Source organism: Rhodococcus sp. B10 (genome assembly GCF_011770055.1).
In the GTDB taxonomy this organism is placed as follows: Bacteria; Actinomycetota; Actinomycetes; order Mycobacteriales; family Mycobacteriaceae; genus Rhodococcoides; species Rhodococcoides kyotonensis_B.
The window spans coordinates 194,820-217,935 of the sequence record NZ_JAAFYV010000004.1 but is presented as its reverse complement, the minus strand read 5'-3'; the positions used below and the strand labels follow the sequence as shown (position 1 = coordinate 217,935).

At 63.5% G+C, this 23,116-nt stretch carries 27 protein-coding genes; 10 read left to right on the top strand and 17 right to left on the bottom strand.

The window, feature by feature from the left end; all coding sequences use genetic code 11:
• Nucleotides 1–84: 84 nt before the first annotated feature.
• The 3 genes from RhoFasB10_RS04595 to RhoFasB10_RS04585 all read left to right on the top strand — a co-directional run bounded on the left by RhoFasB10_RS04595 (nucleotide 85) and on the right by RhoFasB10_RS04585 (nucleotide 2,839).
• Entirely contained in the window at nucleotides 85–684 is a 600-nt protein-coding gene (locus tag RhoFasB10_RS04595; protein ID WP_068425771.1) for an RNA polymerase sigma factor, read from the top strand.
• Nucleotides 675–1,139, top strand: coding sequence for a hypothetical protein (locus RhoFasB10_RS04590; protein WP_240930872.1), 465 nt, complete (start codon nucleotides 675–677; stop codon nucleotides 1,137–1,139). The genes RhoFasB10_RS04595 and RhoFasB10_RS04590 overlap by 10 nt, the downstream gene beginning before the upstream one ends.
• Before the next feature lie 1,259 nt (nucleotides 1,140–2,398).
• The gene (locus tag RhoFasB10_RS04585; protein WP_068425757.1) at nucleotides 2,399–2,839 is read left to right on the top strand and encodes a hypothetical protein; all 441 of its coding nucleotides are present in this window, start codon (nucleotides 2,399–2,401) and stop codon (nucleotides 2,837–2,839) included.
• 3 nt (nucleotides 2,840–2,842) lie between these two features.
• Here RhoFasB10_RS04585 and RhoFasB10_RS26110 read toward each other — a convergent pair whose 3' ends face one another.
• Together RhoFasB10_RS26110 and RhoFasB10_RS04575 are read right to left on the bottom strand one after the other, a co-directional pair.
• Nucleotides 2,843–4,999 carry a hypothetical protein gene (locus tag RhoFasB10_RS26110; protein WP_174551412.1) on the bottom strand — a complete coding sequence of 719 codons (2,157 nt, stop codon included), beginning with the start codon at nucleotides 4,997–4,999 and terminating at the stop codon, nucleotides 2,843–2,845.
• Between the two features lie 110 nt (nucleotides 5,000–5,109).
• Nucleotides 5,110–5,469, bottom strand: coding sequence for an Rv2640c family ArsR-like transcriptional regulator (locus tag RhoFasB10_RS04575; RefSeq protein ID WP_068425752.1), 360 nt, complete (start codon nucleotides 5,467–5,469; stop codon nucleotides 5,110–5,112).
• A 98-nt stretch (nucleotides 5,470–5,567) separates the two neighbouring features.
• On the opposite strand from RhoFasB10_RS04575, the gene RhoFasB10_RS04570 reads away from it, so the two are divergent.
• On the top strand, nucleotides 5,568–6,026 hold the full coding sequence (locus RhoFasB10_RS04570) for an ArsI/CadI family heavy metal resistance metalloenzyme (protein ID WP_068425749.1): 459 nt from the start codon (nucleotides 5,568–5,570) through the stop codon (nucleotides 6,024–6,026).
• Nucleotides 6,027–6,049: 23 nt separating this feature from the next.
• Here the strand turns inward: RhoFasB10_RS04570 and RhoFasB10_RS04565 are convergent, their stop codons facing one another.
• The 7 genes from RhoFasB10_RS04565 to RhoFasB10_RS26780 form a co-directional block, all read right to left on the bottom strand.
• Complete coding sequence (locus RhoFasB10_RS04565; RefSeq protein ID WP_068425746.1) at nucleotides 6,050–6,460, bottom strand: low molecular weight phosphatase family protein; 411 nt, start codon at nucleotides 6,458–6,460, stop codon at nucleotides 6,050–6,052.
• Entirely contained in the window at nucleotides 6,453–7,523 is a 1,071-nt protein-coding gene (gene arsB, locus RhoFasB10_RS04560) for an ACR3 family arsenite efflux transporter (RefSeq protein ID WP_068425743.1), read from the bottom strand. The genes RhoFasB10_RS04565 and arsB overlap by 8 nt, the downstream gene beginning before the upstream one ends.
• Entirely contained in the window at nucleotides 7,520–7,870 is a 351-nt protein-coding gene (locus tag RhoFasB10_RS04555) for a metalloregulator ArsR/SmtB family transcription factor (RefSeq protein ID WP_068425740.1), read from the bottom strand. The genes arsB and RhoFasB10_RS04555 overlap by 4 nt, the downstream gene beginning before the upstream one ends.
• Before the next feature lie 93 nt (nucleotides 7,871–7,963).
• Entirely contained in the window at nucleotides 7,964–8,758 is a 795-nt protein-coding gene (locus RhoFasB10_RS04550; protein ID WP_068426277.1) for a type II CAAX endopeptidase family protein, read from the bottom strand.
• A gap of 93 nt (nucleotides 8,759–8,851) precedes the next feature.
• Nucleotides 8,852–9,883, bottom strand: coding sequence for an ABC transporter substrate-binding protein (locus RhoFasB10_RS04545; protein WP_068425736.1), 1,032 nt, complete (start codon nucleotides 9,881–9,883; stop codon nucleotides 8,852–8,854).
• Between the two features lie 134 nt (nucleotides 9,884–10,017).
• On the bottom strand, nucleotides 10,018–10,173 hold the full coding sequence (locus RhoFasB10_RS04540; protein ID WP_174551411.1) for a hypothetical protein: 156 nt from the start codon (nucleotides 10,171–10,173) through the stop codon (nucleotides 10,018–10,020).
• 443 nt (nucleotides 10,174–10,616) lie between these two features.
• Nucleotides 10,617–11,576 carry a helix-turn-helix transcriptional regulator gene (locus tag RhoFasB10_RS26780; RefSeq protein ID WP_084423724.1) on the bottom strand — a complete coding sequence of 320 codons (960 nt, stop codon included), beginning with the start codon at nucleotides 11,574–11,576 and terminating at the stop codon, nucleotides 10,617–10,619.
• Between the two features lie 495 nt (nucleotides 11,577–12,071).
• Here RhoFasB10_RS26780 and RhoFasB10_RS04530 point away from each other — a divergent pair, with 495 nt between their 5' ends.
• From RhoFasB10_RS04530 to RhoFasB10_RS04520, 3 genes are all read left to right on the top strand, one after another.
• On the top strand, nucleotides 12,072–12,452 hold the full coding sequence (locus tag RhoFasB10_RS04530; RefSeq protein ID WP_068425730.1) for a DUF559 domain-containing protein: 381 nt from the start codon (nucleotides 12,072–12,074) through the stop codon (nucleotides 12,450–12,452).
• A gap of 330 nt (nucleotides 12,453–12,782) precedes the next feature.
• On the top strand, nucleotides 12,783–14,084 hold the full coding sequence (gene nhaA, locus RhoFasB10_RS04525) for a Na+/H+ antiporter NhaA (protein ID WP_240930871.1): 1,302 nt from the start codon (nucleotides 12,783–12,785) through the stop codon (nucleotides 14,082–14,084).
• Between the two features lie 214 nt (nucleotides 14,085–14,298).
• Nucleotides 14,299–15,093 (top strand): DUF559 domain-containing protein, encoded by a 795-nt coding sequence (locus RhoFasB10_RS04520; protein ID WP_167675282.1) that lies wholly within the window; start codon nucleotides 14,299–14,301, stop codon nucleotides 15,091–15,093.
• A 79-nt stretch (nucleotides 15,094–15,172) separates the two neighbouring features.
• Here RhoFasB10_RS04520 and RhoFasB10_RS04515 read toward each other — a convergent pair whose 3' ends face one another.
• The 3 genes from RhoFasB10_RS04515 to RhoFasB10_RS04505 form a co-directional block, all read right to left on the bottom strand.
• A complete protein-coding gene (locus tag RhoFasB10_RS04515) occupies nucleotides 15,173–15,376 on the bottom strand; it encodes a zinc-ribbon domain-containing protein (RefSeq protein ID WP_167675280.1) in 204 nt (67 codons plus the stop codon).
• On the bottom strand, nucleotides 15,376–16,068 hold the full coding sequence (locus RhoFasB10_RS04510) for a GAF and ANTAR domain-containing protein (protein WP_167675278.1): 693 nt from the start codon (nucleotides 16,066–16,068) through the stop codon (nucleotides 15,376–15,378). The genes RhoFasB10_RS04515 and RhoFasB10_RS04510 overlap by 1 nt, the downstream gene beginning before the upstream one ends.
• A gap of 66 nt (nucleotides 16,069–16,134) precedes the next feature.
• The gene (locus RhoFasB10_RS04505) at nucleotides 16,135–18,324 is read right to left on the bottom strand and encodes an EAL domain-containing protein (RefSeq protein ID WP_167675276.1); all 2,190 of its coding nucleotides are present in this window, start codon (nucleotides 18,322–18,324) and stop codon (nucleotides 16,135–16,137) included.
• Between the two features lie 364 nt (nucleotides 18,325–18,688).
• On the opposite strand from RhoFasB10_RS04505, the gene RhoFasB10_RS04500 reads away from it, so the two are divergent.
• On the top strand, nucleotides 18,689–19,381 hold the full coding sequence (locus RhoFasB10_RS04500; protein ID WP_167675274.1) for a ZIP family metal transporter: 693 nt from the start codon (nucleotides 18,689–18,691) through the stop codon (nucleotides 19,379–19,381).
• 55 nt (nucleotides 19,382–19,436) lie between these two features.
• Here RhoFasB10_RS04500 and RhoFasB10_RS04495 read toward each other — a convergent pair whose 3' ends face one another.
• From RhoFasB10_RS04495 to RhoFasB10_RS04485, 3 genes are all read right to left on the bottom strand, one after another.
• Nucleotides 19,437–20,150, bottom strand: coding sequence for a GAF and ANTAR domain-containing protein (locus RhoFasB10_RS04495; protein ID WP_167675272.1), 714 nt, complete (start codon nucleotides 20,148–20,150; stop codon nucleotides 19,437–19,439).
• Between the two features lie 116 nt (nucleotides 20,151–20,266).
• Nucleotides 20,267–20,725 (bottom strand): ATP-binding protein, encoded by a 459-nt coding sequence (locus tag RhoFasB10_RS04490; RefSeq protein ID WP_167675270.1) that lies wholly within the window; start codon nucleotides 20,723–20,725, stop codon nucleotides 20,267–20,269.
• A 50-nt stretch (nucleotides 20,726–20,775) separates the two neighbouring features.
• Nucleotides 20,776–21,153: an STAS domain-containing protein gene (locus RhoFasB10_RS04485; RefSeq protein WP_084423759.1), complete on the bottom strand. Its 378-nt coding sequence runs from the start codon at nucleotides 21,151–21,153 to the stop codon at nucleotides 20,776–20,778.
• A 117-nt stretch (nucleotides 21,154–21,270) separates the two neighbouring features.
• On the opposite strand from RhoFasB10_RS04485, the gene RhoFasB10_RS04480 reads away from it, so the two are divergent.
• Together RhoFasB10_RS04480 and RhoFasB10_RS04475 are read left to right on the top strand one after the other, a co-directional pair.
• Nucleotides 21,271–21,708, top strand: coding sequence for a hypothetical protein (locus tag RhoFasB10_RS04480; RefSeq protein ID WP_068426267.1), 438 nt, complete (start codon nucleotides 21,271–21,273; stop codon nucleotides 21,706–21,708).
• A gap of 62 nt (nucleotides 21,709–21,770) precedes the next feature.
• Complete coding sequence (locus tag RhoFasB10_RS04475; protein ID WP_165839503.1) at nucleotides 21,771–21,911, top strand: hypothetical protein; 141 nt, start codon at nucleotides 21,771–21,773, stop codon at nucleotides 21,909–21,911.
• An 82-nt stretch (nucleotides 21,912–21,993) separates the two neighbouring features.
• On the opposite strand, the gene RhoFasB10_RS04470 is transcribed toward RhoFasB10_RS04475, so the two are convergent.
• Together RhoFasB10_RS04470 and RhoFasB10_RS04465 are read right to left on the bottom strand one after the other, a co-directional pair.
• Complete coding sequence (locus RhoFasB10_RS04470; protein ID WP_167675268.1) at nucleotides 21,994–22,599, bottom strand: DUF305 domain-containing protein; 606 nt, start codon at nucleotides 22,597–22,599, stop codon at nucleotides 21,994–21,996.
• Nucleotides 22,600–22,649: 50 nt separating this feature from the next.
• Nucleotides 22,650–23,030 (bottom strand): DUF6153 family protein, encoded by a 381-nt coding sequence (locus tag RhoFasB10_RS04465; RefSeq protein WP_068425711.1) that lies wholly within the window; start codon nucleotides 23,028–23,030, stop codon nucleotides 22,650–22,652.
• Nucleotides 23,031–23,116 lie beyond the last annotated feature (86 nt).

Here is a 23,116-nt window from a genome sequence, read left to right as displayed (position 1 = left end):
AGGTACAACAGAGCACTGTGAAACGGGGTCGGCATCCGCCGATTCCGTGGGACGCGTCGGGCGGTCCTCGAAAGGAACGTGGGGATGCTCGACGATGGACACGACATCGATGCAGGTGACACTGCGTGGCGACGACGCGGCGGCGATGCGTCGGATCAGTCGCTGATCGCAGCGGCTGTCCTGGGGGATCGGCAAGCGTTCGAGGCCATCGTGATGCGTTACGGCCCCGACATGTATCGCTTCACCCGCAACCTCCTCAGCGACTCCGGGGCCGCCGAAGAGGTCGTCCAAGACGCGTTCGTCGCAGCCTGGAAAGGGCTCGAGAACTTTCGGGGCGCGTCGAGCCTGCGGACATGGCTGTTCAGCCTGGTCTCGCACAAGGTCGTCGACCACCGTCGTCGACGCGCCATCTCCCCGGCCGAGGACTGGGTGTTCGAACGGGCCGACCACGACCCCTCCGGCGACCCCGAACGGCAGGCGGCGAGTTCCGGGTTCATGGCGGCCTTGGACGCGGCGCTGTCCGAATTGCCCTACCGTCAGAGATCAGCATGGCTCCTTCGGGAAGTCGAAGGCATGACCCACGTGGAAATCGGGCAGATCATGTCCATGTCGCCCGGCGCGGTGCGCGGACAACTGCAACGAGCCCGAACCACACTGAGCGCAAGGATGTCGACATGGAGATGACCCCCGACGAACCCGACGACGCTCTCCTCGCCCGAGCAGCGCAGGAGCTTTCGGCTCACGATCGCGAACCGCGTTGGGTCGACATCAGCAGCTCGGTGCTCGCAAAGGTGCGGGCAACCACGCGTCGCACCTGGCCGGTCGACGCCACCTACCCGGCTGAGTCCGTCGAGCAGGGGCACGACACCCTTCGCATCAGTGACCACATCGTGCGCTTGACCGTGCGACGCGCTCTGCTCGGCGTGCACGGCGCCGACCCCATCGCCGTCGACCTCGAGCTCGACGGGCACACATGTATCGGGGCCGCCATCACCGTGACGGGTGCGTACGGCACCGACTTGCATGCGGTCGGGCTCGACCTCGGCAACCTCGCGCGCACGACGCTGACCGACCTGCTCGGCCACCACATCGACGACACGGCCGTCACCGTGCACTTCGAAGACGTCACGGAGGGGTAAGGCCGGAGGGGTGGTGCGCTACTGACGTGGGCGCTGAGCTGGGCCCACAATCGAGACCTGTGCCGACGCGGCCTGTCGGTGCCGAAGCGCATACTTTGTCTACACCCCGATGCTGCACGTGTCAGACTGGTCCAATCGACAAAGTCGCTGTCAGCTGAACGAGTAGAAAGGACTAACCGATGACTACAGTAACGAGTTACACCCCGGCTGAGTTGGTAGCGCGCCGAGAGTTGATTCTCGCCAAGCACGGTATGTCTCTTTCCGAGTTCGCGGACAAAGCCAGTCAGTACGCTCTTGTAGGTGACGAATGGCAAGCATGGGAAGACCTTGAATCAATCGAGTTCCTCCTTACCGACTGCTAGCGCCCCTGTTCACTCGGAGACAGCGGTCGAAGAATTTCACGACAGGGCGAATAGTTTCGCCAGTGAAACCGCTGAGCTGATTCACGCCTCGTTCCCGTCGACCGATTGGGAAGTGACGGTGAGCGCTAGATCGGACAAGCCTCGAAGCGTCATCCAGGCGACGGTTCCCCTTACGCAGGCGCCGCCTCGAGGTGGTTCTTCCCCTAACCCGCTCGCGTTCCTAGGGGTAACCATCAAGTGCTGTCTCGACTCGCAGGACCGATATTTGGCGGTAGAGAATTCGACCTACAGGTTGGTGGCTGCGATCGACAAGACGCCGATGGTCAGACTGGAGTACGAGCGCAACGCGCGCCGAAAACCCACTGCTCACCTACATGTACATGCACACCGGGGTGCGTTCTCCCATATTCTGTCGCGTTTGAAGCATAAGACGCCACACAGTCTCGAGTCCTTGCATCTCCCGCTCGGGGGTGACCGGTTTCGTCCTTGCTTGGAAGACTTCGTCCAATTCCTCATCGAGGACTGCCAATTCGATAGCAAGGCAACATGGCTCGACGCAGTCCACGAGGGTCGTGAGAGGTGGCGTCGTATTCAAACTCGCGCAGTCGTTCGTGATGCCCCGTCCGAGGCGGTCGGGGCTCTTCGTCGAATGGGCTATCAAATCACCCTCCCCGATACTGCAGTTGCCGACCGAATTTCGAAGCTTCAGAGCTGGTGATTTGCAGACATGCTGATTCGGCATCGAAAAGTGCTTCTGCCGCGGGAGCCGGAACTCCCGTGGCTCTGGTGATCGTTCGCGAGGCTGAAACGCTACGCGAGTCATCACTCATCGCGTAGGAAATGATGCCAACTGGAAGACACACCGGGCGCGGCTCATCGAGTTGATAGCCTGCAATTATGGCGCGTCGCAGGGGTTTCAGTGGGTTGGTGGGCCCTATCGTCCTGTTGTATCTGGGTTTCATTGCGGGCATCGGAACCATCGTGTCGATGGTGCGTGGGCTGTTCGACCCGCTTGTCGGCTGGGATTTCACGCTTAAAGAAGTGGTCTTCTTCTCGTTCATGGGCATTGCGGGAACCGCTGCGTTTGTCGATGCAGTGAGGACACTAGCCGATTCACCCCGTTTCCCCGGCAGAGGTGCCGCACCCGATTCGTCGATCGGCACAAAGATCGACGCCTTCGGCATCACCCTGATCGCGGCCGCCGTCGTGGTAGTGACCATGGTGACGGGCTGGGCGGCGGCAAGTTTCGTTCTGCCCATCCTTGCAGGATGGGCGTGCGCCAACTCAATCCGGTTGTACCGCTCGTTCACCACGGCCCGGGCGGCGGGCGCGAGCTGACGCTCAGGGTTCCCCTGGTCCGACGATGCGCAGTCCTGTATTCGGAACTTCGATGACGAGGAACTCGTCGTGTATGTCGGTGACGATGGCGACGTAGAACGCGTGTTCACCGTCGATTCGAACGTGGCAGCCGATACGGTAGCCCGGCAGCCGCGGGATGCGTTGCGGCAGAGGATTACCCCCACTGAGCTCGGCACCATCGTGCAGCCGAGCGGCCTCGGCCAGAACTGCGCGCTTGACCACCTCGGGGTCGACGAGATCGTCGTCATCGGTTAGATGCGACTCCGATACGGGCTCCGTGTTCACGAACGGGACCTCGAACCTCGGTGTCCGCGGCACACCGTCTTCCTCGGGTGGCGGGGTGTACGGCTGGTATTCGATTCTGTAGGCGGCAATGGGTCGGTGCGAGTCGCGGTCGAGCACGAAATGCCAGGACGCACTGTGGGCAGGAGCGTACCCCCGCAACGCTGGCCCACCCGATTCCGTTGCCCGCAGATACTCGTCGAAACCGAGAAGGCCGCGCTGATTTCCCGGGTGTGCATCGCGAACCTGCGCGTGCACCTCCGACAATTCGACGTCGAACAGCTGCACCGGGTAGCGATACTTCCGTCCGTCGAGCACGGCGTGGAGTTCCTTCAACGCTTCCGAGTGAAGGTCGCCTGCAATCCAGTCGGCGATCTCGCGCGTCGTCACCTCTTCGACGGGACGCGGCGGTTCGGGAAATCCGCGGAAGACACCGTCGTCGTCGACGCTGTCCGCGAAACTTTCGAAGTCCATGTTCGCGATGGACAGATTGTTCTCCACGCCCGACATCTGCGACGGGATGACGCGAAAGGTTCTGCCGCGCGGGCGATCCGGATCGCCCGGGCCGGTGTCGACGACAACGATCGGCATCTCGGGGTTGCCGACCGTCTCCGAATCGACGAGGAACGCGTAGTAGGGCGGTGGTTCACCGATCGCGCCGAGAAGGTCATCGACGGTCATTCCGTCGTACTCCGGATTGTCGATGCAAGTGAGGTACGCGGAGAACTCGACGTCGTTGCCTTGTGGAACAGGGGCCATCGCTGCGGTCGCGATGGCGCGCCAGGCGTCGTCGTCGCTGAAATCCGTTCGGATGAACAGTGATTCGCCTTTGAGGTGGTTGGTAAGGATCCTGCCGGTTCCGAGCGTCGCAAGCACCTCTGCTTCGTGCCGGTCGTGCTCCTCTGCTTCGAGCTCGGCCACGATCTCGGCTGGGTCGCGGTCGGGTGGATCGACGTGAACGATCGAGTCGACGATGCGGAGGCAGTCGTCGTGGTCGATCTCGTTGTAACTACGTATCTCGTAGGTCCAGTCGCCGATGGACTGGCGGTACCGTTCTGGCGTCGAATCACTCGGCCACTCCAGTGCCGGTTCGCCGATGGCGGTCACCCACCGCCGGAGAGTGAATTGCGGCGCGTTGCCACCGATGGACAGGGTCAGCTCGCCGGTGCGGTGATTACCGGACAGGGACTGGACGTGCGTGGTCAGAGGGAGCCACGACGGGATTGCTTGGGGAATGCTCGCAAGCTCGCGCTGACGTTTTTCGTGCTCACGTTGGTGTTTTGCGATCTCGTCTTCGGCTGGGCGCGATGGTCCCGTCCACCGGAACAGGTTGTCGTCGAAAGTCTCGTCCAATGTGGGATCGGAGAGCTCCATCCACTCCTCGCCACGCTGCCACCGAAGGGCGACTCCGAGTTCGGCGTCGAACACGTAGGTGACGGCCTCGTTCATGTGGTGGTCGCGCGCGGTCACTTCCCATCCGGGCCGACCGCGAACGCTGCTTTCTCGGGGAGCGCTCGGGTCGACGAAACGCTGGTCGTCGAACCCGTGGGTCGTTCTCGGCGGGAATGTGTCGTAAGCGCGCAGCAACAAGGACGGCGATCCGATGCCCATGATCGCGTACATGGTGTTCGGTGACTTGACTGCGTGCACCATCGTCCCGTCGGCGTCGCGGGACCATCGGTCGGTGGGGGTTTCGATAAATACGGGCTCGTTCTGCTGGGTTTCGTAGCGCCACGTGTCGTCGGGTACATGACGCACCAGCTGCCACGATCCGTCGGGGCGGTGGACCGTCCCGCTGATGGATCGGCCCATGGTTCCGTAGTTCGCGCCTCGTACCTGTACCCACGTTGGAGTCATGGTCTAGAAACTACCCGACCGATCGGTCTCGTAGATCTTGCCGAACACGCGAACGGTCGCCGCTACCAAGTCCGATTTTCGGTGCCGAGCATTTCATGCGGTGCCTCGGGTCAGCGGCAGCAGTTCGGATCGAGCACGACTCTCAGGGCATCGAGTGCGTCCGGCTTCGCCGAGTAGTAGACGTTCATGCCACGACGGGTCGACGTGACCAGGCCGGCCTTCTTGAGCTGCCCCAGGTGATGGCTCACCGTCGACTCCGTCAGCTCGACCGCAGGGGCGAGATCGCACGTGCACACCTCGCCGGCGTCGGCGCTGAGGAGGACCGACATCAACCGCACCCGGGCGGGATCGGCGAGCGCCTTCAGTCGCAACGCGACCTCCAGGGCCGCGTCGTTGTCCATGGGGGCTGCCGCCAGAGGTGCGCAGCAGATCGGAGCTGTCGTGTCGATCAGCGGCAACGTCTTCGGCATGACATTCACCGTACAACCTTCTTGACATATGTCGCAAAGGTGGCGCAGTCTGGGTTCGCTAGTAATTCGATATATGTCTCACAGGTGGAGGTCTGGTCATGTCTCGCGCACAACTCGCACTGAACGTCGACAAGCTCGACGAATCGATCACGTTCTACTCCAAGCTGTTCGGAGTCGAGCCCGCGAAGGTCAAGCCCGGCTACGCGAACTTCGCCATCGCCGAACCGCCGCTGAAACTCGTGCTGATCGAGAATCCAGGCCAGGGCGGCACGGTCAATCACCTCGGCGTGGAGGTCGACTCGTCCGCGCAGGTGCACTCCGAGATCACGCGCCTCACCGGTGAGGGTCTGTTCACCGACGAGGAGATCGGTACGACGTGTTGCTTCGCCACCCAGGACAAGGTGTGGGTCACCGGGCCGGCCGGCGAGAAGTGGGAGGTCTACACCGTGCTAGCCGACTCCGACACTTTCGGGACGAGCCCGAAGCTGTTGCAGGACAACGACAGTGCTGCCGTGTGTTGCGGTGGCGGCGGGGGCGCGTCGGCTGCCTGCTGCTGAGTCGCGCTTCGTCGCGCTCTCGCCTACCGCTCGATGCGGTCGACGAGAGCGCGGATGCGCGTGGCGATGTCGTCGCGAATCAGCCGCATCCGATCGAGCCCGTCGATGCCCCGCTCCGACGGTTCATCGGTGGCCCACCGTTCGACCGTCACCCCCGGTGGTGGCGTGACCTCGGCTGGACCGACCACGACGACCATGTCGACGGCCTGCATCAACTCGTCGGTGAGTTGACGTGGTCGGTGATCGGCGACGTCGGCTCCCACTTCGTCGAGCGCTGTCGCGGACAGTTCGTTGACCGTTCCGCCGATCTTCGCTGCGGTGCCGGCCGACGACGCGGCGATCGACGTGGTCATCGTCGGGACGAGGCGCTCGGCCATCACGGACTTGCCGCGGTTGCTGACGCAGACGAACAAGACTCTCACCGGATCAGACATTGCGTGCGCCGTCTCCGAAACGTGCACGGAGAGATAGGGATACGTACACCAGACCTACGAGCACCGGAACTTCGATGAGAGGGCCGATCACCCCGGCAAGGGCCTGCCCGGACGTCGCCCCGTAGGTTGCGATCGCCACCGCGATGGCGAGTTCGAAATTGTTGCCTGCCGCCGTGAAAGCCAGTGTGGCAGTGCGGTGATAACCCAGGCCGAGCGCGGCACCGAGGGCGAAACCGCCACCCCACATGACCGCGAAATAGATCAGCAGCGGTACGGCGATGCGCACCACGTCCCACGGCTTCGACGTGATCTGGTCGCCCTGCAGCGCGAACAGAACGACGATGGTGAACAACAGTCCGTACAGAGCCCACGGCGCGATGACCGGTACGAACCGGTCCTCGTACCACGCTCGGCCCCTTGCCTTTTCGCCAAGACGTCGGGTGAGGAATCCTGCTACGAGCGGAATGCCGAGAAAAATCAGCACCGACTTCGCGATCTGCCACGCAGAGGTGTCGATCGTCTGTTGTTCGAGGCCGAGCCATCCCGGGAGTACCGAGAGGTAGAACCATCCCAGCACGGCGAACATGAGCACCTGGAAGATCGAATTCAGGGCGACGAGAACGGCAGCCGCCTCACGATCACCGCAGGCGAGGTCGTTCCAGATGACGACCATCGCGATGCAGCGCGCGAGTCCGACGATGATCAGACCCGTCCGGTACTCGGGAAGATCCGGCAGCAGCAGCCACGCGAGTGCGAACATCAACGCCGGGCCGAGCAGCCAGTTGAGAACGAGCGACGAGATCAGGAGTGCGCGATCACCGGTCACCGCAGCGACGCGGTCGTAGCGCACCTTCGCGAGCACCGGATACATCATGACCAGCAGGCCGAGGGCGATCGGGAGCGAAATGCCGTCGACGGATATCGCGGATAGCGCGGAATTCATCCCGGGTATCGCGCGTCCGAGGATCAGGCCTGCGACCATCGCGACACCGATCCACACGGGTAGGAAGCGATCGAGCGTCGACAGCTTTCCGACGACGGTAGGCGGGGCTTCGGCGCTCATGCTGCGATCTCCGTACCCGCGAGCTCCGTCAGCAGCGACGTCAGTTGCGTGAGCGCCGACGGCACGATTCGATAGTAGACCCACGTGCCGCGACGCTCGGAGGTGACGAAACCGTTGTCGCGCAACACCTTCAGATGATGCGAGATCGTCGGTTGCGACACGTCGAAGGAGGGGGAGATGTCACAGACGCACGCCTCGCCACCCGCCTGGGCTGCGATGACACTCAGCAGTCGAAGCCGGACCGGATCACCGAGGACCTTGAACGCACTCGCCAACGTCGACGCCTCGTCCCGTCCGAGGGGATCACGGACAGGCTCGGTGGGGCAGCAGGGTTCTTGATTCGACACGTATCTATATTGACGCACATCGAATCAGTCAGCAAACCGGCGCGGGTGTCCCGGTCCTGCATTTCGGATCAGGAATCCCTGATGGATGGTGCGCTAGTGGGACACCACGCCCGGCGCCGCAGGTTCTATGTGATGGCGTCGGATGACCAAGATGATCGCGAGCACGACCATGGTGAGTATCGCCAACACAGCGATCGGATGACTCTCACCCGGCGTCGTCTGACCCGAGATGAGCGAAAAGTCCCACAGCCCATGCAGAATGACCGGCACGAGCAGGCCGTGGGTGCGTCGGCGAACGATGTAGAAGAAGTAGCCCGCAATGATCGTGGCGACGACCTGGATGAACGCCTTCGAACCTTCCGAGATGATGTTGCTGGCGTGAGCGACACCGAAGATGACCGTGCTCCACAGCGCCACTCTGCCTTCGCTGAAGTTGTTGGTGCGGAAGCACGTGACGGCGATGCCACGAAACATGGTCTCCTCGCCGAGGCCGACCAGAAGACACGTGAGCAGCAGTAGTGCCGTGAACGCGACACCGTGCGCGGCGAGGCCGGAGTAGTCGGTGACGACCAGAATCGAGACAAGCATCAGTATCGGCACGACGATAAGCCAGCGTTGGACCGGTCGGTCGTCGACCCACACCGGCCGCCACCACCGAAGATATGCGACGACGGCATAGACCAGAACCACCGACAGGGCGATGGAAAATGTCATCCCACGCCACAATTCGTCGATCGTGGTGGGCGCGGCGTATTGCGCATCGAGGCCCCGCGACATCAACCAACCGATGCCTTGAATGACGGCCAGATACACGACGACGAGTGCAATGAGGGCGGCAACCGTGAGGTGTCTGGTCGGGCGTGCGTCGGCAGTGCGAGGAGCCGTCATGGGATGAAGGTACGGCATGGTGTGGCTCCGCACGCTACGTGCACGAAAATACGTAGCGGGCTACGTATTTCCGTGCACGTGCGCCGAAGGCGCCTACGCGACCGTAACGGCCTTCGCGAGCCCGTCGACCAGCGTCGGCAAGAAATACGGAATGGACAGGGCCGTCGGCGGGATGGCCGAGCCGACTTCCTCTCCGACGAAGCCGGCCACGGCACCCTTGGCGACGGCCGGGATCTGACGCGACGTCGTCGACGACAGGAACTCCTGCAGATCGGCGTCGGTGTCGACCTGAGTGAACGCGACGTCGGCGTCGATCTTCGACAGGTTCTCCGCGGAAACGGTTGTGGAGAAGGGGGATTCGCCCGTCGCCAGCTCGGTCACCGACGGCGCCGACGTGAAACCGAGGTTGGTCAGCAGCTCCACACGCGGATCGGAGGGCAGGAGCAGGTAGTACACGTCCTCGGCTTCGGACACGTAAACAATTGTGCGGCCGCGGAATTCGGGGTGTTCGGCCCCGGCGTCGGACACCTGCTTGTCGAGATCGGCGACGACGTCACGCGCCTGGTCGACGCGTCCGAGAACGGTACCGGTGGTCGTGATGACGTCGCGCCACGGCGTCGACCAGAGTTCTTCGGGTGGTGCGACGACCGGGATGCCGGCTGCGGTGACCGCGTCGTACTCGGCTTGGGTGAGACCGGAGTGCGGCGCGAGAAGAACATCGGGGTCGGTCGCGAGAAGCTGCTCGACGGGCAGTTCGTAGGTTGCGTTGTCCAGGAGGACGGGTGCCTCGCCGCCGAGTTCGTCGATCTTGTCCTTGACCCACGGGTAGGTGAGATCGTCGCCGCCGCCGTAATCGGCCGTCGGCATCGCGATCGGGACCACGCCCAGCGCGAGAGCTGCGTCGGTGGTGCCGAAGCCCCACGTGGCGACCCGTTCGGGGACGGTCTCGATCGTCGTCTCGCCGTACATGTGCTGCACGGTCACCGGGAAGGAGGCGTCGGATGCAGCGGTCGTCGGCGCGGCGGTGTGCTCGGGTTCGGACGAGCTGCAGCTTGTCAGGGTGACGGTTACCGCCGCTGCAGCGGTCAGTGCCGCGGCCGCGCGGAGGGTCGTTCGGAGAGTCAAGGGTGTTCCTGTCGAGTCGTGGATCGGACTCTCAGGTTAGCCTAGGCTTCCTTGCCAAGGGTTATCGGTGCCGCGCGCGGTGGTTTCAGGTTGTCGAGTAGCGCCTGTCGTAGTCGAGACTTGGTGTGACGCAATTACAATGCTTGAACCGGTGCCAGCGGAGCGTCCTCGTCGATGTCCAGGACAACCACCTGCCCATGGTGATTACGCCCCGATTCTGCGGTGACGAACGCGAAACAGCCGGTGTCGATGACTGCCGTCGTCGGCGACGTCCCTTGGATTCTGTTCACCGCGACACGGGGCTCGAAGCCTGCGCGGTGTTGACCGCGATGTCGACACCACCGAACGCGTCGGCATCGGCCTTCGTGCTGTCGCTGTTGTAGTGATCGCGACGTCTACGCCGAAGATATCTGGGTTTCCACAAGCATGCTTTGTGTCAGAAACACCGCGAGCCGCAGACCCCGGAGGGTCTGCGGCTCTGGTCGTCTGCAGTCCCGTTCACCGATCGCAGGGAATTCGATGGGCTACGGGGCTGCCGAGGGGTAGACGACCGTTCGGCGGTGCGCTGAGAGGGAAGTGAAGAAGGTCGAACGAAACACCGCCGGAGCCGGTGTGTTCGACCCGATATGAGCGTAACCGCGAGCAGGTCTCCACGGTGGTTACGAGGGGCAGCCATGCGCAGAGTGGACGAACGTGTCGTGTTTCGTTCGCAATCTGTACAAGGATCCGGTTGTCAGCGTCGCAGCGTCTGATGTGGGCTGACTCCGTAGTGCTGTCGGTAATAGCTGGCGAAACGGCCCAGGTGCCCGAAGCCCCACCCGGCGGCGATCTGGCCGACGGTGGTGCGCATGCGATCACTGGCGACGAGTTCGAGGTGGGCCTGGTGAAGGCGGACGCGTCGCAGGTATTCCGTCGGTGTGGTGTCGAGATGCTTGCGGAACATGTACTGCAGTGACCGAGGGCTGACGTAGATCGACTCGGCGATGTCACTCATGGCGATGCTGCGCTCGGCATTGTCGTCGATGAAGGCGATGGCTTTACGCAGTAGCGCGGGGGTGCTGTCGTGGCGATCCTCGATGGTCGGCTCGAGCAGTGCAGTGGTGGGAAAAGCTTGGAGCAGGGCCGACGCCAGATAGTTCGAGACGCTGTCGATGACCAACGGGCTGGATGACGCATACGGGCTGCGCATCACATCGCGCGTGATGTGGTCGACCACCGAGATCAAGTGTGCAGTGGCCTCGGGAGAGATCGGACTTGTTCCGGTCAGCGTTGCCGGAGATGGTTCACCGATCGCCGACGAGCCGCCTGCCGCGCGGTCGAACCGGGCACGGTCGATGGTGACGACGTCGTAGTGCGCGCTGTGAGCGTTGATCTGAAACGGCTTACCGATCTGTGATCCGACAACGGTGATCTCGTCGGCCCGTGCACCCTCCAGGTGTCCGCCCGGGTACTGCTGGGTGAGGATGCCCGAGTGCACGCGGCACAGCGCGATGTCCGGCAGCGGGTCGACATGCGCTTTCAACTCGTAGTTGAAGTCGATCTCGTCGTGTGTCAGGTTATCGAGCTGGGATCGTTCGACTTTGGTGTGCGTGGGCGTCCCGGGCGGAGCCGAGAAATGCATCTTGGAATATGCCGCGCTGAAGACTTCCTCGGCCTCTTCCAAGTCGTACGTGTCGATCGATACGGTGCTCACCGATGTTCCCCTTTCGCCCCGGCGAAACAGTGTTCATTCTGCGACTGCCGTCAGGCGCGTGCAAGGTATACGTGTGCACAGGTCCATATATGTACGCACACAGAGGGATTGGGGACGAAGGCCCAGTGCTGTCGAGGGTCGAAGGCAATGGGCACGGTGGCCAAGGTCTCGGCGGGCATAGGGTCGAGATGCCCCGCTGTGCAGGCAGTTCCGTCGAGTCCGGGTGTTGCAAGAGCGGACTTAGCGGTTTGTCGGTAGTGGTGTCCCAGTTGCGCGCCCGCCATCCGGGATCCCTGATCGACGGCGGGCAACTGGGACATCACTCCCACTCCCCATGATCGGCTCTATCCACAGACCACACCGAAACCCCAGGTCGGCGTGACGTCCACGGCGGTCGGTGCCCCGATGCTCCTCCAGTGCACGCATACGGAATCGTCACCCGACCAGAACTCCTGGCGTTGGCCGATACCCAGCAGTTCGATAGCCCGTCGCTACGTGCGAGTTCTACCCGAGGTCTACTGCACCGAAGAACCTTCGACGATCGCGCGTTGCTACGCGATCACGCTGTGGCAACCCCTCGGCCGAACGCTGATTGCCCTCGGCCTTCCGCTGCGCATCAACTACTGGGTGGGCTCGTACCTGTGCGATCTTGTCGACGAGTGGGCCATGGTGATCGTCGAGGTGGACGGGCGCCAATTCCGCAGCGCGCCCGACGTTTTCAGCCGGCATCGCCGTCGGCAGAACGAACTGGTGCTCTGCGGTTGGCTGGTGCTGCGGTACTCGGCATTCGATGTCCTGTCCGACCCCGAGAAAACCGCGCGCCAGATTGTGGAGGTAGTCCGGCGGAGACGAAACTCGCGACGGCGGCGGGAGTGATGTCCCACTTCTGCTTCTGCCGGCCGGGATCCCTGATGTGAACGCGGCAACTGGGACATCAGTGGGGTTCGCAGCCCCTGTGTAGGCGACTGTGGCGTCTGATTCGCGACGACATCGCAGAAAGAATTCGCGCCCTCGGCGACCGCGTCGGCCACTAGCTCGGAAGTTGCCGTATCCCCTCCCGCCTCGGTAGGTGCCGTCAGCGATGCGTAGACTGACATATCGGTGCGCCGGGAAGTCTGGTCGGCAACAATTTCGCGCTGCGCACTTTCGGTCTTCACGTTCGTGTGTGGCGTCAACCATCGATGCACGAAAGGCACGACGAGACTGATGACCGAACCCCGGATGCCATTGTTCTCCCGCGGCTCCTGGCCCGAAACCGACCGCATCGCACGGATTCTGCGCAAGGAAACCGTCGGCGGCGCACTGTTGTTGGTCGCGACGGTCGTCGCACTGGTCTGGGCCAACTCGGGCTGGTCCGATTCCTATCACTCGTTGATGAACACTCGCGTCGGGCCGTCGGCGCTGCATTTGGACCTGACGCTGTCGACGTGGGCGGCCGACGGGCTGCTGGCCATCTTCTTCTTCGTGGTCGGCCTCGAGTTGAAGCGAGAATTCGTCGCCGGTGACTTGCGCGACCGCTCCCGGGCCGCGCTGCCGATCGCTGCAGCCGTCGGCGGTATGGCTGTGCCAGCGCTGATCTTCGTGCTCGTCAATCTGCGGACCGGTGACGGCGCGCTCTTGGGTTGGGCGATACCGACGGCGACCGACATCGCGTTCGCGGTGGCAGTGCTGGCAGTCATCAGCACGCACCTACCTGCAGCGTTGCGTACGTTCCTGTTGACGCTTGCGGTGGTGGACGATTTGCTGGCGGTCACGGTGATCGCGGTCTTCTACACCGACGACCTGAACTTCGTCGCTCTCGGGCTGACGCTGATTCCGTTGGCACTCTTCGCAATTGCCGTGCAGAAGCGTATTCGATCGTGGTGGATTCTCATCCCGCTCGCCGTGGTGACGTGGGTGCTGATGCACGAATCCGGCGTCCATGCCACCGTCGCCGGAGTGTTGTTGGGGTTCACGGTGCCGGTGGTTCGCAGTAGAGCAGCCGGTGGGCCCGAGGCGGGACCCGGCCTGGCGGAGCACTTCGAGCACAAGATCCGCCCGATCTCGGCGGGCGTCGCCGTACCGCTGTTCGCGTTCTGCGCAGCCGGAGTCACCGTCGGCGGTCTGACCGGGCTGGCGAGCGCACTGACCGATCCGATCGCGATCGGCATCATCGCCGGGCTGGTCGTGGGCAAGACGATCGGCATCTTCGGCACCACCTACCTGGTGTCGCGCTTCACCAAAGCGACCCTCGACGCGGGGCTCAAATGGCTCGACGTGCTGGGAGTCGCAATGCTGGCGGGCATCGGGTTCACCGTCTCACTACTGATCGGAGACCTCGCCTTCGGGGCTGGTAGCGAACGCGACGACCACGTCAAGGTCGGGGTTCTCGCGGGCTCCCTGATCGCGGCAACACTTGCGTCCGTCATCCTGCGCACCCGAAACAAGGCGTACCGCGACATCGAGACCCTGGAGACCCGGGACGACGACCACGACGGAATTCCGGACGTCTATCAGAACAGGGATTGAGGGGCCGGTGTCCCACTTGTGCCGGTATCGTCCGGGATCCCTGACGCGGCGGCCGCAAGTGGGACATCACGCCCGCTATCCACAGGATTCGTTTCTCCACAGCGCAATTTGAAATCCCAGGTCGACAACCGTGTTCGTGTGCGCGGCTACCCGATGCTCGTTCACTGTGCATCCATACGGAATAGTCACCAGGCGCCAACTTCTCGATCTGGGAATGTCGAGCAGCTCGATTGCGCGTCGCTACGTACGTGTTCTGCCGGAGATCTACTGCAGTGAGGAACCGTCGGCGATGGCCCGCTGCTACGCGATCACACTGTGGCAGCCAACCGCACTGCTCAGCCATCGGACTGCAGCGTGGCTCTACGGCTGGATCGAAGAACCGGCAGTCTTCGAGATAAGTCTGGGTCCTGGATTGAAACCCCGGCTCCCCAGCTGGATCACGATGTACCGGCGCACCCTTCCGGCCGGTGAACGCGTCGTACACGGGGGACTACCTGTGCCCATCGAACCGAGAACGTTGATCGACTGTGTCGCGGTCATGACGCTGCAGGATGCTGCCCGGCTGGTCGACCAGCGCTTGACGACCGACGTCGACAGAGACCAAGTGACGTCACTCATCGGACGCACCCCGAACCTGCGAGGAAACAAGCGCGCGTCAGGGCTGATCGCCACTGCGTCAATCGGTTTCGCTTCCGAACCCGAGCGTGTTCTCGGCAGGACGCTGATCGTTCTGGGTCTGCGGATGCGTGTCAACTACCGGGTGGGCGATTATGTATGCGATTTGGTGGACGAATGGGCGATGGTGATCGTCGAGGTGGACGGACGCGAGTTCCACAGCGCGCCAGAGGTGTTCAGCAAGGATCGGCGGCGACAGAACTATCTGGTGCTCGAGGGTTGGTTGGTGCTGCGGTACTCGGCGTTCGACGTGTTGTCCGACCCGGAGAAAGTTGCCCGTGAATTCGTGGAGGTCGTCCGTCGGAGAAGAAACTCTCGGAAGCGGCGGACGTAATGTCCCACTTGTCCCGCTGCCGTCCGGGATCCCTGATCGGAGGACCACAACTGGGACATGTCGTTCAGCCGCCGACCCGTCAGACCTCCACGGCCGTTCCGCAGATCCCGCACTGCTCGAACTGCGACCGACTCCACCGCGCGAGCGGGATGAAGAAGACCGTGAACTGTTTGAACTGCTTGATTCGGGACCACTGGGTCGTGTTGTGACACCGCGGGCACGTGCGCACCTGGCCGGGCCCGAGATGCTTCTGCTTGGCGCCGTAGCCGAAAAGGAAGAACATCACGCGCTCCGCGAGTCGTCGTCGAGTGAACTGCGGTTGTGCACGATGTCGTGAGCGAGAGACGAGATCGACTTCGATTCGGCGAACGCCCGTGCCCGCAGCCGCGCCGACGCTTCCTCCGGTGCCACGCGGAGCGTCGCCGACAGAATTCCTACGGCGATGTTGACGTCGGCTCGTTCCGGGGCGAACGGGCCCTGATGTTGCTCGATGGTCCCCTTCTCGAGAGTGCTTGCGTACGAGACCAGTTCGACGACCGCAGCCATTCCCAACGCTGCTGCCGCACGCTCGGCGGCCGCATACTGTTCCGCCGTCAACGGGCGTGATTCCCGACGGTACATCTCGAGCACACCGAGCTTCGCGCCACCGTCGAGAAGGGGAAAGGCGAAGACGGCGTTCACACCCAGTTCGCCGACGAGTTCCGACGCGAACGTAGGCCATGACGCCGCATCGTCCTGGATGTTCGCGTGCAGCTCGGGTTCGCCGCGAACGAACGCGCGCAAACACGGGCCTTCACCGGTGGTGAACTGCAGCTCGTCGATCCGAGCGGCGTCGTCGCTCGTGGCGTGGAGAAGGTCACGGTTGGCGGCGTCGTCGGTCAGAACTGCGACGGCCACACCGTCGACACCTACTTCTGTCAGGCAACGTTCGCTGATCTCCACGATCCGCGACTCGGCCACACTTGCGTCGGGCACCTTGTCTCCTTCTGCTACCCCCGCCCGTTTCTGTCCTTACCCGGCTGGGGCGTGGCTAACCCACCTTTATCTGCGCGGAAGGGTCGCCGTCAGATCGTCCGCACTCATGGGCCGGCCGAAGAGGTACCCCTGCGCGAGGTCGCAGCCGGTCGCGGCCAGTGCGTCGAGCTGCTCCCGGGTCTCGACGCCTTCGCCGACGACGGTCACGCCGAACGCCTTGGCGAGCGCGACGATGGCCGTCACGACCGCGGTGGCGCGCGGTGTGGGGAGCTTCGCGATGAAGGACTTGTCGATCTTGAAGCACTCGAACATCGGATAGCGGTCCAGGTAGGAGATGGAGCTGTGGCCCTTCCCGAGGTCGTCGAGCAGCAGCGCCACCCCCATCGAATGTAGCGCGGCGATCGTGTCGGCAACCCGTGCGGTATCAGCCACCCAGACGGTCTCGGTGATTTCGAGACCGAGTGCGTCCGGTGGCAGGCCTGTTTCGTCGAGTACCGCCGCCACCTCGCCCGGAAAAGCGGTGTTACGGAGTTGCAGCGCACTGACATTCACGCGCATCTCGACGTCGGAGAAACGTCGCCACTTCGCCGCCTGAGCGCAGGCGGCCCGCAGCGCCCAGGATCCGAGTGCCGTTGCCAGACCGGTCCTTTCGGCGACCGGAACGAACTCGCTCGGCTCCACGAGTCCGTGTACCGGGTGCTCCCATCGGGCCAACGCCTCGACGGCGACCAACGTGCCGGTCGCGATGTCGACCAACGGTTGGTACACGAGATGCAACTGGTTGTGTGCGAGTGCATTTCGGAGATCGACCGACAACGACCGGACGCGATCGGCGTCGTACAGATCGCCGGTGTCGAACACGGCGTACCCGCCACCACTGTCCTTCGCGCGATACATCGCCAGATCCGCCTGATGCACGAGCTGTCTCCGCGTCGACGACGGCTTCGAGACGGCGATGCCGATGCTCCCGCTCAACGGGACGGGCGCTTCGTCCATTGCTTTCGGTGTGGCGATCGACGTCGAGATATGGTGCGCAAGCTTTTCCGCGTGCGTGATGTCGTCGACGCGTTCACAGATGATCAAGAATTCGTCGCCGCCGAGTCGGGCAACGGTGTCCTCGGCTCGAACCGTGGCGGACAGGCGGTGCGCGAACCGAACCAGCGCACGATCACCCGCGTCGTGACCGAGGCTGTCGTTGATGACCTTGAAATCGTCGATGTCGAGCAGCAGCAATGCGGCGGAAGTCGATTCCTCACTCGCCCGTGCCAATGCGTCGTCGATGATCTCGTAGGCCAAAGCTCGGTTCGGAAGTCCGGTGAGAGAGTCGTGCATGGAGCGTATGCGGAGTTCGTTGTCGAGATCGATCCGTTTGAGCGCGGTGGACAGCACGCTGGTGATGGCGGTGAGGAATTCGACCTCCTGGTCGCTGTAGTCGCGGGTCCCGGTGCTGTAGATCGACAGGGCGCCCCACGGGTTGGAACTCGCGATCGGAACGGGGATCGCGACGCCGCTGTGGAGGCCCAGTGTTGCCATGGCGGCGGTGTCGAAGCGTGACTCGGAACCGGTGTCGGTGCAGACGGTCGCCGCGTTGTGCTCGATCGCGTACCCGGCTAACGATCTGTCTCCCGACGGGACGACGGGGTTGTCGCCCATCGCGCGCGTCACGGCGTCGATGCGCAGAAAGTCGTCCGAGGGGTGTTCATGCCGTGCGATGGCCGCGGACTCGACACCCATGAGCGTCGACGCGGCTGCCGCGGCCGCGTCGAGCAACTCGGGGAGCTCGGCCGACACCGCCAGCCGACCGAGATCGGCGAGTGCGTGCTTTTCTGCCGCGCTACGACGCGCCGCGATGACGGATGCCTCGAGTTCGCGATCGCGTCGAGCGCCCTCGGTCCGGTCGCGGATCATCGATGCGATGAGGTCGGGCTTGCCGCCGTCGCGGCGAACGACGAATGTCGTGACGACGACGGGAATGCCCGTCCCGGTCACGTGATGACGCAGCTCGCTCCTGCCCTGCCAGAAGCCGATCGTGCTCAGACCGTTCTCGACCTGCGACGACACCTCGAGGCCGCGGGGGGTGAAGAACTCCGACGTGGTGAGGTGCGGGTACTCCGGTAGCTCGGTCAGGCCGACCAGCGCGAGGCCAGCCGGGTTGACGTACACGACGCGGCCGGAGAACTCGGACAACGCGAGCATGTCCGGTGAGAACTCGAGGAGAGCCCGCAGTATTGCCGGGTCGTCCGTTGGGTCGCGCATGGGTCATCCGTTCACATCGGTCGGCTGCGTAGGTCCATCCAACACCAAACCGACTACCACGACGCCCACGGCGCGAACCCACATGTTTTCACGCCGGAAAACCATCTCCGATACCGATAATGGAGAGTTTTTCTGTCACACTGACTGAATGGTCTGGTGGGTCGTCGGGATTCTCGTGGTGTGGTGTCTGCTGTCGCTGGTCGTCGGCTTGCGGGTAGCCAGAGGTCTGCGGGACCTGCGTGAGGACGACGAGGACTGACGTCGCCGCGGCAGCAGCGTCTCGAGGAATGGCCGGAATGTCCGTTTTCGCTTGGGCGGCAGCACGTTTCGTTTGAGCAGGCATTATTGCGGCGATACGTCGACGATGAACGCGTTCGGAGCTGCCCTGTACGGAGTGGGTACCGCCCTGCCCCTGGTCGTCGGCGCGGCAGTGGGTTTGCGGTGGTCGCTACCCAAACCCGTGCTGGCGGCGATGATGGCGTTCGGTGCAGGCACGATGATCGCCGCGGTGTCGTCGGAACTGTTCGCGCCTGCCTTCGAGCAGGCCGGCATCCTGATCGCCGGGGGAGCGTTGTTCCTCGGCGCGGGCGTGTACGTCGTCGCCAATCATCTGATCGAGAACAAACTCGGCCCTGCGGCGATCGGGTGGGCGCTGATGCTGGGCACGGTGCTCGACGGTGTACCCGAGAACACCGCGCTCGGGGTGTCGCTCACCAGCGGCGGGGGAATCGTGCTGCTGGTCGCGGTCGCGGTGGGCAACGTGCCCGAAGCGGTCGGCGGAGCAGCGTTGATGAGGGATCAGCATGGCTTCAGCCACTCTCGCGCGCTCGGACTGTGGAGCATCACGGCTGCTGTCCTGGTCGTTGTGACCGTCGTCGGCTATCTGCTGTCGGATGTCATCCCGGAAACCGGAATCTCGACGGTGCAGGCATTCGCGGGTGGGGCGACGCTGGCGGTCCTCGCGGACTCGCTGATGCCCGAGGCCTACCGCGACGGCGGGTGGTGGGTCGGAATGGCAACGGCTGCGGGCTTTTTGGTGGCGTTCGCGCTCGGTTGAGGCGCATCGATGTCACGCGGCAGCCGATAGACGGTTGTGGCGGACCAACGATGCCTCATGTCTCGCGGCCCGCCTCGACGAGTTGCTTCGCGATCTCGGTGACCGGGATGTTGCGATCCTGGGAGAGCCTGCTGAGGAGTCGGAAGGCCTGTAGTGCATCGATGCTGAAGCGTCCCATGATCATTCCCTTGGCTTGCCCGATCATCTCGCGCGACGCGAGGGCCGACTTGAACTGTTCGTCGCGTCTGACGCGAGAGATACCGACCGCTACATGCGTTGCCAGAGCCTCGGCCTGCTCGATCGTGTCCTGATCGAACGCGTCGGGCGTCTCGGAGTACAGGTTGAGCGCGCCGATCGACTGCGTGTCGGTGTACAGGAGCATCGACAGGCTGGACCGCACAGGCGTTTGGTCGACGATGGCGTCGGCCACCAACGGCCAGCGGGTCTCCTGGCCGAAGTCCTGAACCAGAACGGTGCCGTGACTTCGGATGGCATCGAGGCACGGGCCGGCGTCGTACCTGTCCTGCAGTTGGTCGATGAATCGCGGGATGTCACCGGTCGGGGCCACGGCCTCGAAGTCGTACTTCTTGTTGTGACGATGGATGAGGCTGACCCCGGCATGATCGACGGCCGTCATGAATTTCGCCGCCCACGTGGTCACGTCGTCCAAGATTCCTTCTTCGGTGGAAGGGTCGGGGTCGCCCGACGTGTGAATCGACCGCGCCAGTTCGGCGATCTGGCTGTGGAGATGCTGTGCATTGTCGTTCATCGAAACCCCCAGGGTCGTGGTCGACGCGCACACCCCACGTTGTCACGCATCGGCGCTCAGCGAAAGCACTCACCGAATACGTACCGGGCGGTTTCGATGCTGTCCGGGGTTCGCCGCTACACGGCTCCGGCGAGTGCGGCCGCGTCCCACCGCATCACGACGGACGTGCCCTCGCTCGACGGAGCTACGGACGACACGCTCGTCACCGCCGAAATAAGCGGTAAACCGTTGCCGCGCATGGGATTCGGTGTGGGTGGTCGCCACCGACCATGGTCGACCACTGCCACCTCCAGGGTCTGTTCGAGCGCCGAGAACGCGGCCCGAACGGTGAACGTTCCCGGGACATCGAAGTCTCGGTAGGCGTGTTCGACAGTGTTGGCCAGCGCTTCGTACACGGCGAGCTCGACGTCTGGGCGTCGACTGGAATCGATTGCGGCCGCATCGAGCCACGAAGCGACGGCATGTCTGACGGCGCCGGCGCGGCTGGGGGTGGCAGGTACGTCCGCGATCACCAGTTCGAGCGGGGCAGCGGTCGACGTCGCGACGGTCGGACTGATGGGTGAGTGGACAACCATGGAAGCGTCATACCCGGCCACGTCTACTTCACCCACCCGTCGTCGTCCCGTTATTCGCCGTTGCTCGAAACTGCAGCCAGGGCCGCGTCGAGGTCGGTGTGCACGGTGATCATCTGGTCGATCCCCATCAGCGTCATCGGCCGCTTGGTCGTCGGACCGTCGGCCACCACCGCGAAGTGCGCTGTGCCGGCGACCCGTCGACTGACCTCGATCAACACCGTCATTCCGACAGAGGCCAGGAAGGACACGTCGGTGAGATCGACGATAAGCGTCGTCGGCACGTTCTCGGCGAGCACGGCGTCGATGGACTCGGTCAGCTGAGGTGCCGTCTGCAGGTCCACGACGCCTCGAACGGACACTACGGTCGTCGAACCCTTCCGGGTCACGAGAACCACGAGTGAACCGGGCTGAGCATTGTCGATCGTCATGAGTAAAGCCTTTCCTGTCGCCCCGACGGCGCCGTAGATCAGGATCAACCATAGCCACACGCGTCGAGAGGTCTCACTCGCGGTTTGCTCGCATGGACTGCGGGAAACTCCGAAGCGGTGAGCGAATCGACAGATGGACCGGACAAAGACCACCTTCGCCCCGAGGGCGCGGACGACGACACGATCGCCGCCGTCGGGAAGGTGTCCGAGGCACTCGAGTACGTCGAGCGGGCGCGAGGGCATCTCTACGAGTTGCACCAGCTGATCGGGCACGCAGACCTGCTTCTCGACGAGGCAGTACAAGAATTGCGGGACAGCGGGCATGCCGAACATGCAGACCGCCTGACCACGGAACTGATCGGGCGCAACGTTCTCGCCGGTCGATGGACGTTCCAGATCGTCGAAGATTTCGACGACAACTACTGGACCGCGTTCCGCGAGGAAGAGCGCGCGATCCGAAACGCCCTGCAGGACGGAAAACGTCACGTGTTCGAGTCGGAGATGAAGGAAAAGCGGCGCACCCACGGCCACCCGCGTCATGACTCGCGGCCCTGACTGCCGAGTTTCGGCCCGACGCGGCCGAGGTACCCACCCGCAACCCCAGAAGGAGGTCGACGATGGCTACTGACACAGGTCGCACAGACGACGAGGGTCTCGGGAAGGACGGCTCCATCCCGGACACCGACGAAGGAGTGGCCGTCGGGCACACGTCGGAATCGTCCTTCGAACCCGAGGAAGACGAGCAGGCGCCGGAGTAGGGCGGCTGCGCCTGAGATGAACCCCCAGCAGTGGGGTACGAACCGTGTGTCGATGGGCCGTACCCCCGCTGATGGGATTCGGCTAACCAAGCAGCTGCTGCATCCGTTCGATTTCGGCCTTCTGTGTGTCGACGATCGACTGAGCCATCGCGATCGCGTCCGGGTTCGACCCGTCGACGATCTCCGCTTCAGCCATCGAGACGGCACCGATGTGGTGCTCGATCATCATCGTCAGCCATCGTCGATCGAACTCCTGTCCGCTCAGCGACGTCAACGAGCCCATGTCGTCGGGGACCATCATGCCGCCCTGCCCGTGCTCCATGCCGTCCATTCCGCTCATGTCCATCGACGGGGCAGGCTGGCCCCACTGAGCGAGAAGTGCTGCGAGCTGGTCCATTTCCGGCTTCTGAGCGTCTTCGATCTCCGACGCCAGCGTGATCACTTCCGCATTCGTGGACCTGTCCGGTACAAGTTCGGCCATGTCGATCGCCTGTGCGTGATGCGGATACATCATCGTGGCGAAGTGGACGTCGGCGTCGTTGTAGACGGCAGTCGCGTCGTGGCTCGGCGCAGCCTGAACCGACGTGGACGGATGCGCCGAGTGGTCCGCCGTCGTGCTGTTGCTGCATCCAGTGACGAAGAGTGCTGCCGCCGCAACGGCTGCACCGAGTGCAATCTTGGTATTCATCTGTAGATCTCCCTGTGAGTGAATGGTTTTCAGTGCGGTCTGAATACCTGTCACACTCGCAGGAGAACGGACTGGTCCAACGTCCACAGCGTCCACGGCGGGGCGCGACCCCATTCGGATCGTGCGGTGCCTGTTCGGCTGTGGGCAGCAACGGTTCTCGGTACGTCACCAACCGCCGTTGTGGAGAAGGTCAACGCCGTCCACGTCGTGATCGTCCCGGCGCACCGATGCATCATGTGATGAGGCGTCGAACAGTCGTGTTCCCCGAAGGCGACCGGATGCACACTGTCGGCGAACATCGGCATGCTGGGGTGTTCGCCCACAGCAAGAGGCGCTGAATGCATCAGAACCACCCCGAACAGCACGAACGCCACAATCAGCCCACGCGCGGCCGGAGCGGCCCGCCGAATGGGTTGACCGAACGAACGCATGCGTCAGACCGTAGCAGCTGATACCCCCGGGGGGTAGGGGCGGGTGGAGTCTTCCGCACCGTCGAAGGTGTGCACCGACGTGGGAC